General features: G+C 36.6%; 14 protein-coding genes. 12 read left to right on the top strand and 2 right to left on the bottom strand.

Annotated elements, in window-relative coordinates; genetic code table 11:
• The first annotated feature begins 3 nt into the window (after positions 1 to 3).
• The 7 genes from AC1RPN_RS01455 to AC1RPN_RS01485 all read left to right on the top strand — a co-directional run bounded on the left by AC1RPN_RS01455 (position 4) and on the right by AC1RPN_RS01485 (position 5,679).
• Positions 4 to 198, top strand: coding sequence for a hypothetical protein (locus AC1RPN_RS01455; protein ID WP_481760906.1), 195 nt, complete (start codon positions 4 to 6; stop codon positions 196 to 198).
• The gene (locus AC1RPN_RS01460; RefSeq protein ID WP_481760905.1) at positions 170 to 1,645 is read left to right on the top strand and encodes an FtsK/SpoIIIE domain-containing protein; all 1,476 of its coding nucleotides are present in this window, start codon (positions 170 to 172) and stop codon (positions 1,643 to 1,645) included. Before AC1RPN_RS01455 ends, AC1RPN_RS01460 begins: the two co-directional genes overlap by 29 nt.
• Before the next feature lie 25 nt (positions 1,646 to 1,670).
• Complete coding sequence (locus tag AC1RPN_RS01465) at positions 1,671 to 2,543, top strand: rolling circle replication-associated protein (RefSeq protein WP_481760904.1); 873 nt, start codon at positions 1,671 to 1,673, stop codon at positions 2,541 to 2,543.
• Positions 2,544 to 2,756: a DUF3173 domain-containing protein gene (locus AC1RPN_RS01470; RefSeq protein WP_003599276.1), complete on the top strand. Its 213-nt coding sequence runs from the start codon at positions 2,544 to 2,546 to the stop codon at positions 2,754 to 2,756.
• Complete coding sequence (locus AC1RPN_RS01475; RefSeq protein WP_481760903.1) at positions 2,743 to 3,969, top strand: tyrosine-type recombinase/integrase; 1,227 nt, start codon at positions 2,743 to 2,745, stop codon at positions 3,967 to 3,969. The genes AC1RPN_RS01470 and AC1RPN_RS01475 overlap by 14 nt, the downstream gene beginning before the upstream one ends.
• 210 nt (positions 3,970 to 4,179) lie before the next feature.
• Entirely contained in the window at positions 4,180 to 4,530 is a 351-nt protein-coding gene (locus AC1RPN_RS01480; protein ID WP_409021639.1) for a YisL family protein, read from the top strand.
• 198 nt (positions 4,531 to 4,728) lie between these two features.
• On the top strand, positions 4,729 to 5,679 hold the full coding sequence (locus tag AC1RPN_RS01485) for a zinc-binding dehydrogenase (RefSeq protein WP_481760902.1): 951 nt from the start codon (positions 4,729 to 4,731) through the stop codon (positions 5,677 to 5,679).
• Positions 5,680 to 5,813: 134 nt separating this feature from the next.
• Here AC1RPN_RS01485 and AC1RPN_RS01490 read toward each other — a convergent pair whose 3' ends face one another.
• Positions 5,814 to 6,632, bottom strand: a complete 819-nt coding sequence (locus AC1RPN_RS01490; RefSeq protein WP_481760901.1) for a MerR family transcriptional regulator — start codon at positions 6,630 to 6,632, stop codon at positions 5,814 to 5,816.
• A gap of 94 nt (positions 6,633 to 6,726) precedes the next feature.
• Here AC1RPN_RS01490 and AC1RPN_RS01495 point away from each other — a divergent pair, with 94 nt between their 5' ends.
• The 3 genes from AC1RPN_RS01495 to AC1RPN_RS01505 all read left to right on the top strand — a co-directional run bounded on the left by AC1RPN_RS01495 (position 6,727) and on the right by AC1RPN_RS01505 (position 9,872).
• Positions 6,727 to 8,046 (top strand): replication-associated recombination protein A, encoded by a 1,320-nt coding sequence (locus tag AC1RPN_RS01495; protein ID WP_481760900.1) that lies wholly within the window; start codon positions 6,727 to 6,729, stop codon positions 8,044 to 8,046.
• A gap of 159 nt (positions 8,047 to 8,205) precedes the next feature.
• Positions 8,206 to 8,496: a hypothetical protein gene (locus AC1RPN_RS01500; RefSeq protein WP_481760899.1), complete on the top strand. Its 291-nt coding sequence runs from the start codon at positions 8,206 to 8,208 to the stop codon at positions 8,494 to 8,496.
• 233 nt (positions 8,497 to 8,729) lie between these two features.
• The gene (locus tag AC1RPN_RS01505) at positions 8,730 to 9,872 is read left to right on the top strand and encodes a low temperature requirement protein A (protein ID WP_481760898.1); all 1,143 of its coding nucleotides are present in this window, start codon (positions 8,730 to 8,732) and stop codon (positions 9,870 to 9,872) included.
• A 75-nt stretch (positions 9,873 to 9,947) separates the two neighbouring features.
• Here the strand turns inward: AC1RPN_RS01505 and AC1RPN_RS01510 are convergent, their stop codons facing one another.
• Complete coding sequence (locus AC1RPN_RS01510) at positions 9,948 to 10,232, bottom strand: hypothetical protein (RefSeq protein WP_481760897.1); 285 nt, start codon at positions 10,230 to 10,232, stop codon at positions 9,948 to 9,950.
• A gap of 544 nt (positions 10,233 to 10,776) precedes the next feature.
• Here AC1RPN_RS01510 and AC1RPN_RS01515 point away from each other — a divergent pair.
• A complete protein-coding gene (locus AC1RPN_RS01515) occupies positions 10,777 to 11,082 on the top strand; it encodes a PadR family transcriptional regulator (protein WP_409021630.1) in 306 nt (101 codons plus the stop codon).
• A 2-nt stretch (positions 11,083 to 11,084) separates the two neighbouring features.
• Positions 11,085 to 11,678: a DUF1700 domain-containing protein gene (locus AC1RPN_RS01520; protein WP_481760896.1), complete on the top strand. Its 594-nt coding sequence runs from the start codon at positions 11,085 to 11,087 to the stop codon at positions 11,676 to 11,678.
• Positions 11,679 to 11,915: the final 237 nt, after the last annotated feature.

An 11,915-nucleotide genomic window follows, 5' to 3' on the forward strand; every position in this document is an offset into this window, starting at 1 on the left:
GGTATGAGTGAAAAAAAGAAGCTATCTGTTTGGGCGTACTTGAATGAAGCTCAATATTGTCTCACGAACCGTGACGCATTCGATGTTAAAAGAATTGAGTCTTTGATTGCAGCTGCGTACAGAATTTTTACCGGCCAGCAAGTAGGAGACTTTGAAGAGGAGTTCTTGAATGATAAAAAACGCAAGGGAAACAATTAGCAGATTTTTGCCAGTCTCTACGCATACTGCGAAGCTGAGCATCTATGAATCCATTGATGAGGTTGATCAACGCAAGCAGGTACGGTCAAGATTATTGTTTAAGGTCTGGGCATGTGTTACAGTGCTAATCATTCTCTGGAGCTGCGCTAAGTGGACGTGGGCTAAAATAATTGGCCAAAAATCGGAATTAGATCTATGGCCAATTATCCTGATGCTTGGACTACTTGGAGTAGTTGTGTCTCTTGCTGGGGCTTGGAGATATCTCCACAGTAGATATTCGCCAGTTGAACGTTGGAAGATGGAACGTTTGCTTTGGCAATTTTCGGAAAACGTTAATTTGATTAAGCAAGGCGTGACTGGCCATGTCGCATACGTAAGATGGGGATATGTGGTCTCGAATGATGAAGTTAAGATCACGCTACTAACGGGTGGCCGTGTCAGCTCGGATTTCGAAGCGGATATTGGACGCCGCCTGGTTGCATTCCTCACCAAGGAGACGACAGCTTACTGGGAAATTCGTGATAAGAAGTCTGGAAACGGCATTATCGAAATTAACCTAACTCACAATAAGGATGAGCGAATTACAATCAACCGTTTGGACGCGTTGCAGACAAGCGAAAAGATCAATATTCAATTGACTGGCAGAATGTCGCTAACATCTAAACAGCCGATGGGGTTGATAGTCGGTCCAACAGGAACGGGGAAAACTAGTTTGCTAAAGGGCCTGATTATATCCTTCTTGGTAAATAATCCCGATAATGTCGTGTATACGATCGATGGTAAGGCAGCGTTCTTGGGTCAGTCGATGAAGCGTATTGGTAAGGTTGCCATGAATACGGAAGAGGCAATTCAGCTCGTTGACGAATTGTGCAAAATCATGGATCAGCGATACAAGGAGCTAAATGCAGATCCCGATGATGAGCGGGATATTACGCATTGCGAAAAATTTCATCAGGGTACGATTCTCCTTGTTGTCGATGAGCTACTGTCGCTGGTTGCAAACATGAAGGCTGAGGATCAGCAGAGGAAAACAGCCGACAAACTATATCCCCAATTCAACGCCAAACTGTTGTCCTTGATTACAAAGGGACGGCAGAGTTCTATCTCGGTTATTGTAGCGGGGCAAATGATGCCTGCGTCTGCGCTCCCAACAGAGGCCAGGAGTTCGCTAGGGATGCGGATCAGCTTAGGTAGAACGTCGCCTCAGCAAGCTCAGGAGGTGTTTGGAGAGAGTCACCATGATTTACCGTTAATTGATGCAAAAGAATTTGGTGGTGTCATTTGGCTGGATGGTTTGAATTGGGATGGGCCAAAAGCATTTTTACCGCCAAAATATGATGAAGATAAACTGCCGTTTAAAGCAACACTTACAATGCTTGCTGGTAGGCGTGGCGGTGGCGGAACGCCACAAGCTGCGACTGCCAGCGAGGACTTGCCTGTTACTTGACATACAGGCAAGATAAGCTGAAAAAATGAGCAAGAATAGCGGTGAGTATGAGTACAACGCCAAAGTTATTACATTTGAAGATCATATCGAAATTGTGAAATATGGCGTGCCAAGGGTTCACAAATCTCCAAAATTATTGAAAAATCCAGAGTCGAATATGCCTATAAATGTGTCATATAGTGATGAAACCCAACTCGTGCAGCAGGCATTTAGGATTAAGAGAAAGGTGAAATACTATCTAGAGGCAAATTCGTTCAATTTGTTTTGGACGCTTACGTTTGATGACTCGAAGGTGAATGCAAAGAACTATGAGTATGCACGAAGGCGGCTGCGTGCTTGGTTGAAGTATCAGCGCGAAAAGTTCGGTAGGTTTGACTACCTATTTATTCCTGAACTTCATCCTTCATCGGGTAGAATTCATTTTCATGGCGTTACTGGCGGACTTGCCCCACCTTTAACGCCTGCACGTTACCCCAAGAGTCAGCGGCTAATTAAGAAAAAGGGATTGCAGATATACAATGCAGATAGCTGGGAAAAGGGTTTTAGTACGGTAAGCCATATTGCCGACAAGCGTAAGGCAGCTAACTATATTACCAAATATATAACTAAAGAACTTCTACAAATACCGCACGCATATCATCAACCACGGTACTTTGTGAGCCATGGACTAAAGCAGCCGACTGTGGATTACTGGGATCTAGATGAAAGTTATTTCGCAATTTTTAGACCGAATTTTGTTGTTGGGCACTTGGACAGCCCAGATAGTGCGCTGGAAACAGATGTAGCAATTTACCAGATTGATATTACGAGCGATGGCAAGTTAGCGCAGGACAACGATATAAAGACCGTCTGGAAACTAAAAAATACGGTCGATTTTGGGAATGGAGGAGGCCCTTGAATGGAAAACAACACGGTTACGAAGAAAGACCTGATATCGCTTGGTTATCGTGAGAATACTGCTGCTGAATTAATTAGACAAGCAAAGCGGAGCATGGTACAACAAGGATATGAGTTTTATACCAATCGGCGCCTAGGTCGGGTACCGGTTGCAGCGGTTGAGGCAATTATTGGAGCATCCATTCGAAAGGATGCAGACGATGCCAAAGACTAAGTTCGCTGGTGTATACAGTGGCCAAAATGGCCGCTACTACTATGATATACAGTTGGGGGTGGATGAAAGTACCGGAAAAAGAATCCGGAAAAAGAGTCAAAAAGACGCGGATGGCCAGTTGTTCAAGTCAGCGACTGCTGCGCACAGGGAAGTTGTACGACTGAAAGCAGAATTTGATCGCGAGAGCGGCCATACCGTCTATGCGTTAACCTATGGCGTGTACATGCGAAAATCGTATATTCCTGCATACCAAGCTAGCGTACAAAAAGAAACGTTTGAAACGCGTAAGACTTCATTAAACGTCTTCGTACAAAAATTTGGAGATATAGAATTACGAAAGCTAGATGTTAGGCAGGTTCAGGGCTTTAGGAACTGGCTGCTTACAGATGCTGGTTACTCACAGAGCTATGCAAGTTTGGTCTTTGGTATGTTTCGTAAATCGCTGGATTTTGCGGTTGAGATGAATTACTTACCTAGTAATGTGTCAAAGCGTGTTAAGGCGATACCTAAGGGACGTGCTACGGTGCCGTATTGGACTAAGAGTGAGTTTCAAGCTGTACTAAACCAGATTTGTACTAGCGACTACTACGAACACCTGAACTTTGTCATGCTGTATGTTTACTTTATGACGGGTGTTCGTGTTAATGAGGGGATGGCGCTACAATGGGCGGACGTGGACTTCACGCATGCACAATTACGCGTTACTCACATGCTGGTAATCAAGACCAAACAAAATTGGGAACGGCATGACTACACTAAAACTGATAGCGGTTTGAGAACTATCTCCATAGATCGGGATACTTTGAAGGTGCTCCGTGTTTGGAAAAAACGTCAAACTCAGAATGGTTTTGGTAAGCAGGATGATTTTGTCTTTAGCTATGACGGAAGCCCGATGCTGAAATCAACGCTCATGCGGATAATCCATCGGTACGCCAAGTTGGCCAATGTTCACCCGATACAAGGGAAAGGACTTCGGCATAGTCATGCTAGTTACTTGATTAATGAGTTCAATGTATCAGTGCTTGTTCTGTCTAAACGGCTGGGGCACTCATCCCCGGAAATTACGTTAAGGCACTATGCGCACATGTATGTTGGTGCAGATAAGGAACTAGCACAGATGATGTCAGGTCATATAACCTATGCAGCACCAAAGGAATCTAAGGTGAAGTTTAATGGTAATCAGACTGTTGCTCCGCCGCAGCTCCGCCAATGAATAATAAACTGGCATAAATGCCGTTGTAACAACGATTGTAATCGACCGTTATAATTGAATGGGAATAAGCTTAAAAATGATAATCCTTTAGTATAAGGATTATTTTTTTTGCATGAAAGTAATCACAATCGTTTAAATAATTTTGAATCCTTGATTTAATGATGGATAATGATAAGCTAACAGTAAGATTGATATAAAAGGAGATTAACTATGATTTGGTTATGGATACATTTGATTACTTGGGTTGTGATAGCGGTTCTAGTGGCGCTCACAATTTTTACAAATACTAATACAAAAATTTATCAAATGATTACGAGACTGGGATATTTGATTTCAATTGCTAGTGGTATTATGTTGCTAGGGTACGCATGGCAAGGAAATCCAATTTTAACGGCCATTAAATTAGTTGTTGCCTTAATATTTATTGGACTAACTGAAATGACCTTTGCACGAAAAAATAAAAAGCAATTAAATAAAAGTATCATCTACGCGGTAGGCATCTGTTGCCTATGTGTGGGTGTTTTAGGATTAATGCTCGCAGGTGGAAGACCTTTTATTTAGACAATAAAATACTACATAATATTTAGGCGAAAATCTAAGTATTATGCGGTGTTTTTATTTTAAACAATTTAAATAAAATGCATTTAATCGATATAATTCTATTTGCTGAGCACTCTAACTTGACTGTGACGTAACAAGATAGTATATATTTATGTATATTGTAAATGTATAAAAAATACTTAATGGGGGTTAATTATTATGAAATCAGTTGTTGTAAAAAAATCAGGTGGCCCAGAAGTACTGGAAATTGTCGAACGCTCAATTCCAAATCCAACTCAAAATAAAACAGTTATAAAGATTCATGCTTTTCCAGTACACCGTTATGAGGTGCTAACTAGAGAAGGTGGATCACCTTCAGTTAAATTTCCGAGAGTAATAGGTGTTGAAGCTGTTGGTGAGGTCTATGAGCCTTCACAGGAAAGTAACTTAGAAAAAGGACAAAAGGTCGTAATTTTTATGGGTGGCCTTGGGCGTGAATTTGATGGTAGTTATCAAGAATATGCTTTAGTTCCTGATAATATCATTTATCCTGTAACATTCAATGGAACTTGGATAGAGTTAGCCAGTTATCCTGAAACTTTCTATACTGCTTTTGGGGCTTTAAAAGCAACACGATTTAAGGAAGGTCAATCTTTATTAATTCGTGGTGGAACTACTGGAGTTGGAATGGCTGCGTTATTGTTAGGAAAGGGATTTGGACTTTCTGTATCTAGTACAACAAGGCAAAACAACCGTAAAGAGTTGCTATATACTTTAGGAGCTAATGAAGTCATATTAGATCAAGATAATCATATTGAAACAAGTAACAAATTTGATGTGATAATTGACGTGGTAGGTACTACAACTGTAGAGGATTCCTTAGCACATCTTAAAACAGGAGGGTTTTACACGTTAGTTGGTCAATTGAGTGGGGAATGGTTATGGAAAGACTTTGACCCGTTCATCAACTTGGCGAATAAGTACGCGACAGTTTTTGATTCATCTAATGTTGATAGTTCTATGGTTAATGAGTTGTTTAATATTATTAATGAAAAACAGTTTCACTTTCCGATTTCTAAAGTTTTTAAACTAGATGATATTCAAGACGCTCATCGCTATTTGATGGAAAAAGACCGTCCAATCGGACAGGTTATTGTTACTAACGACTAGAGTGTCAGATTGAATTATTTAACTAATCTAAAAAAGTAGTTTCTAAGTTTCCAATATTTGGGTTCACTTCACATCTTTAGGTAACTTGTCTTCGGTATTAAACCGGAGGAAGGTTGCCTAATTTTTTTTCTTGTCTATTCAATCTTTTCATTCAAAATGGCAAACTCAAGCCAGCCGTATTTTGAGGAACCAGTTTTAATAAGGGTGTCGCCAGAATTAAGCTGCCATAAATAGTCTGCGGTTTTTAACTTATTTTTTTGACAGAATGATTTTAGTTTAGTTAATCCTTGATGGATACCAGCTTCATTGTTTTCCACTAAAATACATGCGTAATTACCTGCATGTTTTTCCATGATTGGGATAAAAACGTCATGATCATCTGTAAGTTTTTCTTTGATAACTCTAAAAGACGCTTCAGCGTAACCGATTGGATTATCAACAGCCAATGTTGTAAAAAATCCAGATTGTGTTGTATCCATAACAGCTAATGCGTCTAATTGTTTATAGAATTCTGAAAATAATTGAGCGACTTCTTCCTCAGTACAACCTACGGATTGACGAGAACACCAAAAAATTGTTTTCATTCGGTTTTCTATCTTGGGCTGATATAGGGTAGTGTCCTTAGTAACAGATTGTTCTTCAATTTTTTTGTTGATAACATTTTTAATTTTAACTAATTCGTCAATCTTTTTATCAATTTTACCTTGAGCATTCAGTAATTGAGGTGTTGGTACGCCTTTTGAATGGATTTTAATTTCCTTGATATCAGCTACTGAAATATCTAAACTACGTAAACCAAGTATAAATAGCAAATCGTATAATTGGTCATAATCATAATAACGATAACCAGATTCGTTTTTTTGGGCAGGTTTAAAAATATTTTCTTGGTCATAAAAGATTAATGTACGGCGAGTTGTGTTAGCTAATTTGGCCATCTCACTTATTTTTAACATATAAGGCTCCTTTATTGTCTGTAACGTAACGGTACAGTGTATGATTAAGTATAACATGAAAAAATTCAGACTTAAAAGAAAGGTGGTTTGATCAATGAAACAGGAATCTCTTTTCTCTAATCAACCTCAAAATTCACCATTAGCCAGTCGAGTTCGACCACGAAAATTAGAAGAATTTGTTGGTCAACAGAATCTACTTGGCCCTAACAAAATATTACGAGAAATTATTGAAAGTGATCAAGTTCCTTCAATGATTTTTTGGGGTCCACCTGGTGTTGGTAAAACAACTTTAGCCGAAATTATAGCAAGTAAAACTGAATCTAATTTTTTAAGCTTTAGTGCAGTTGATAGTAGTATTAGTAAGATAAAAAAAATTATGAAACAAGCGGAGTTAGATTGTGAAATTGGTCAAAAAACCATTGTTTTCGTCGATGAAATACATCGCTTTAATAAAGCACAACAAGATGCATTTTTGCCTTATGTTGAAAGAGGTAGTATTACTTTAATCGGTGCTACAACTGAAAATCCGTCTTTTGAAGTGAATTCAGCGTTATTATCCCGGTGTAAAGTATTTGTACTGCATGCGCTTAAACAGGCAGATATTGTTGTATTAATCGAAAACGCGCTCAGCAACCCGGACGGATTTGAAGAACAAACAATCCACATTAGTTCTGATGAAATTCAAGCGATTGCTAATTTTGCAGATGGTGATGCCAGAATGGCATTAAATACCTTGGAAATGGCAGTTCTGAATGGTGAAAAAGCTGATAATATCGTTACGGTGACGATGGATAATTTAAGCCAATTGATTAATAAAAGATTTGTCCGTTATGATAAAAATGGGGAAGAACACTATAATATAATTTCAGCTTTGCACAAATCGATGCGTAATAGTGATGTCGATGCTGCTATTTATTGGCTGTCCCGAATGCTAGAAGGCGGAGAAGACCCGATATATATAGCACGGCGACTTGTTCGATTTGCAAGTGAAGATATCGGGTTAGCAGATACGAATGCACTCAATGTGACAATTAATGTTTTTCAGGCATGCCAATTCATTGGTATGCCTGAATGTGATGTTCACTTAGTGGAAGCAGTAACCTACTTGTCTCTGGCACCTAAATCAAATGCCGTTTATAAGGCAAGATTAGCTGCAGCTAAAGATGTTAAAACCACGGCCAATGATCCCGTACCATTACAAATACGTAATGCGCCTACCAAATTAATGAAAGATCTAGGGTACGGTAAAGGGTACGAATTAGCTCATTATGCCAAAGATAAGTTAACGACTATGAGTACCATGCCACCTTCCGTAGCAGGACATCGATATTATAAACCAACCAGCGAAGGTAAGGAACGACGTTTTAAAGAGCGTTTAGCCCAAATAAAAGCATGGCACCAAATAAATGGATAGAATAAATAGAAAGTATTTTTGAGATGAGAATACTTCAGACGTAGACAAAGTACTGAGTAATCAGTACTTTGTTTTTTTATATAGGTTGAATGTATTACTTAAGCGTCTTACAACGAAAGTGGATACGAGAAAAACGATTAGTAAAGAGGAGGCATACTAATGGCTAACAATGGGATACCTAGCATAAACGAAGTCGGCATGTTACCAAATTTATTTTTAGTGATTAAATTTCAAGATGGCGTGACTAAGTATGTACGGAGTGAGATAAATAAAAGTGAGATGGAAAGTTTCAAATCGGGAGCAAAGAATAAACTTGGATTTTTAAAATTGACGCCAAAAAATTATTGGATTGGGAATGACATTGTCATTAAAGTGGATAATCATTTTAAAGTGAACGATAAGATCTATGATGGTAATGATATTTATAGGAACGGCAAAGATTCTTATTAATTAAGAGATTCTTTTAAAATATAATCGTTTATTAATTGTATCTACAAAATTAATAAAGGGCCATCTAGATAGTTGCTTCTCTAAAAGTGCTTATCCAGATGGTTCTTTTATTTAGCTATTCATATAGTTCAGATAAATTGGAAAAAGGTGCTATAATAAAATGTCTTTAGTAGTATTTAAACGATTTGTAGAGTAATCTAACTCATTAATTTTAAAAAAACGAGGGAATTAAAATGGTAGAACAAGTCAGAAAAAAGAAAGTTGAATTACCTGAATTATTTTATGATTTAGTCTTTGCATACGCAATTTCACAAGCTACGGATTTACTTCATCATTTTCAAGTAAGCACATCAAGTATGATTAGTGCATTTATTATCTTTTCAGTGGTAATGGTCGTTTTTATTAACACATGGATGATTAAGAGTGTTTTTATTAATCGATATAGAAAAAACTCGATGACTGATATTATTCTTTTTATGATTGATATGGCAATTTTACTTTATATGTCCAATGCTTTTGAGGGGGATATCCATAATTGGTTCCAACCATTTGCAATTGCAACAGGGCTATTATCCACAGTATTAGTTGTTCAATATGGCACGGTATACCTGACAGCTGCTAAAAAGGATGATAAAAAAATTGCTAAACTAATGATGTTGATTGTTGCAACAAGAACATTACTCGTATTTATTGGCTCCTTTTTGCCACTAAACATAGGCATTGCGGTATTCTTGCTGGGTATTGCAGTGAGTTGGATATTACCAGCTCTTGGTGGTTCAGTTTTGAAACTCCACCCACTTAATTTTCCACATATATTAGAGCGTCTAACACTATTAACAATTATTACATTTGGAGAAAGTATTCTCGGTATTGCCTCGTATTTCACCGTTAAAACATTTAATTTTTATTCAATTTTAATATTCATGATTATCGGTGCACTTTTTATGACCTATATTACTCAAATGGATCATTATATTGATGAAAATCGTTCGGGTGAAACAGGTATTCGATTAATTTATATTCATTACTTTGTCTTGTTTGGCTTAAGTTTAGTCACTATTTCGTTAGGTTTTATTAGTGAAATCGAAATACCTAAAAACTTTTCAGTACTATGTCTATATTTAGGTATATCGTTATTTTATTTAGGGTTATTCTTAACCAGTCCGTATAATAAAAAATACTTACGATTGGGTAATGTGGTCATTGGATTCTTTACAACGACAACTATAGTGGGTGTAATATTAAGCTTAATATTTAACAATTTTCCAGAAATTGTGAGTATAACGGTATTAGTGACCATTGCGAACTCTGCAATGTATGTACACTATATGATTAAACGAACGAAACAGAATCAAAGTTATGACATTAAAAACTGAAAACTAGCTGATAAACCTAATTTGGGTTTATCAGCTAGTTTTTTAATTGAAGAATCATTTTTACAGTGTTTATGATTAAAATTGTATATTTAGTAGCAGTATGATTAGAAGGATATAAATGAGAATGATGATAGCAACCAATAGCATTAAAAGGATTGATAATAAGCAGTAAAAAAAATTTTTCTGAAAGAAGGGTAAGTTGAGAATAGAATCTGTAACAGCAGAAAGTCCTAAACCAGCTAAAGATAAGCCGACAATTCCATTTAAAAAGGCAATCCATGGGCCCAATATACAGAGTGCGATACCGATTCTCATTAGCCACTTCACTTGATTGTTATCAGTTTTAAATATTTTTTTCATTGATAGGACCACCCTTCATAATGATATGAATTAATATTTATTTTAATATACTACAAAATTAATTTGATGTAATCTTATCTGTCTTCTTACTGGTTAAATTGATAAGATCGTTTAAAATAGACAAAGATAAAACGAGGTGTTATTATCAATTTGAAAAAAATAATAGCTTTAGTTAGGATATGAAAATGAAAAAATATAAAGATTATATGAATGAAACCCTTTCTGTTCTTGGTAGCCTATCTTTATGTTTAATAATCTTGTCATTCTTTATTAAAGATAGTTTAGTCAGTTCGATTTTTTATGATGTTAGGATTTATCTGTTAGGCATATTCTTATTGAGACCAATTGTACAATACTTTAAAGCAAAAAATAAATAGCCTTACAATGAACTTTTTGGCAGTTCTACAGAGTAAAGCTATTATTAATAATCCACTTAATCGACAATGTTGTCTTACTGACATTGTCGATTTTTTTGGATAAAATAATATATCGTTTGACATTATACTATGTAACGTATAGTATTGATTTTGAAAGGAGTGAGTTGATGAATATACAGATGAAAAAAGGGTTATTAGAATTTTGCGTGTTAGCGACGCTGAGGACATCAGATTCTTATGGTTACCAAATTATTAAAGACACCTCAAGCGTGATTGAACTTTCAGATTCAACTCTTTATCCCATTTTGAAACGACTAGAAAAACAAGGCGCTATTGAGAGTTACAGTGTTGAACACAATGGTCGATTGCGAAAATATTATCACATAACTGAGGCGGGATTAGTAGATATTCAAGAATTTTTAGATGATTGGCAACAGGTAATAAACGTTTACGATTACATAAAGGGAGTGTAACGATGAGTAAGAGAAAATTTATTGTAGAGCTAGAAGAAGAACTTAAACATTATCAAGCGGCAGACATTGATAATACACTTGATTATTATGACGAGATGATTGATGACCGTTTAGAAGCGGGCGAATCTGTGACAGATATTATTCTAAGTTTAGAAAATCCAAGTCAAATTGCGATACGTTTGATTCAAAATGACCGACCAAAAATACAAAAAAAGTTATCGACACCAATAATCGTTTTGATTGTCATTTTACTTATCCTAGGAGCACCTGTATGGGGACCGCTATTGCTGACGGCTGCTATTCTAATTGCCACAGTTTATTTTTTAATATGGTTAGTACCAATGATTGCAGGCGTAATCGCTACCTCATTTATTATCAGTGGCGTGATTAGTTTAGGACTATCGCCATTTGATATGTTTAATCAAGGTTTTAACGTTGGATTGATGCAATTTGGGGTAAGTTTTGTAATTGTAGGTGTTGGTATTTTATTCATCGCAATGACCTGGTATTCAACGAAATATTTAATTAAATATTCGATTAGTCTGACACGCTGGTTAATTCGTTTATTCAGAAGACAATTGAAGGAGGTCGCTTAAAATGATTGAATATATAAGACGTAATTGGTTGAAAATTAGTTTATTTCTGATCTGGTTTGGCGCTATAGTCATGTTTACTAGTTACGCATTATCAGGTTTTGATTTGTCAGTATTTAAATATGAGGGTGAACATAGTTGGTTCCGAACGTTTTATTTCTAAATGACCACGTCTGATTTAATAAATGTGGTAAGTTAGAATTACGGTAGTATAAAAGGGCATTAAAATCCATTTTTAAT

Source organism: Dellaglioa sp. CoH-57-MRSF-20, from assembly GCF_056781955.1.

Excerpts from the sequence above, each read along its gene's own strand:
- AC1RPN_RS01510 (WP_481760897.1), bottom strand. The coding sequence starts at position 10,232 with ATGAAAAAAATATTTAAAACTGATAACAATCAAGTGAAGTGGCTAATG.
- AC1RPN_RS01455 (WP_481760906.1), top strand. The coding sequence starts at position 4 with ATGAGTGAAAAAAAGAAGCTATCTGTTTGGGCGTACTTGAATGAAGCT.
- AC1RPN_RS01470 (WP_003599276.1), top strand. The coding sequence starts at position 2,544 with ATGGAAAACAACACGGTTACGAAGAAAGACCTGATATCGCTTGGTTAT.
- AC1RPN_RS01460 (WP_481760905.1), top strand. The coding sequence starts at position 170 with ATGATAAAAAACGCAAGGGAAACAATTAGCAGATTTTTGCCAGTCTCT.
- AC1RPN_RS01490 (WP_481760901.1), bottom strand. The coding sequence starts at position 6,632 with ATGTTAAAAATAAGTGAGATGGCCAAATTAGCTAACACAACTCGCCGT.
- AC1RPN_RS01475 (WP_481760903.1), top strand. The coding sequence starts at position 2,743 with ATGCCAAAGACTAAGTTCGCTGGTGTATACAGTGGCCAAAATGGCCGC.
- AC1RPN_RS01500 (WP_481760899.1), top strand. The coding sequence starts at position 8,206 with ATGGCTAACAATGGGATACCTAGCATAAACGAAGTCGGCATGTTACCA.
- AC1RPN_RS01465 (WP_481760904.1), top strand. The coding sequence starts at position 1,671 with ATGAGCAAGAATAGCGGTGAGTATGAGTACAACGCCAAAGTTATTACA.
- AC1RPN_RS01505 (WP_481760898.1), top strand. The coding sequence starts at position 8,730 with ATGGTAGAACAAGTCAGAAAAAAGAAAGTTGAATTACCTGAATTATTT.
- AC1RPN_RS01485 (WP_481760902.1), top strand. The coding sequence starts at position 4,729 with ATGAAATCAGTTGTTGTAAAAAAATCAGGTGGCCCAGAAGTACTGGAA.
- AC1RPN_RS01520 (WP_481760896.1), top strand. The coding sequence starts at position 11,085 with ATGAGTAAGAGAAAATTTATTGTAGAGCTAGAAGAAGAACTTAAACAT.
- AC1RPN_RS01515 (WP_409021630.1), top strand. The coding sequence starts at position 10,777 with ATGAATATACAGATGAAAAAAGGGTTATTAGAATTTTGCGTGTTAGCG.
- AC1RPN_RS01495 (WP_481760900.1), top strand. The coding sequence starts at position 6,727 with ATGAAACAGGAATCTCTTTTCTCTAATCAACCTCAAAATTCACCATTA.
- AC1RPN_RS01480 (WP_409021639.1), top strand. The coding sequence starts at position 4,180 with ATGATTTGGTTATGGATACATTTGATTACTTGGGTTGTGATAGCGGTT.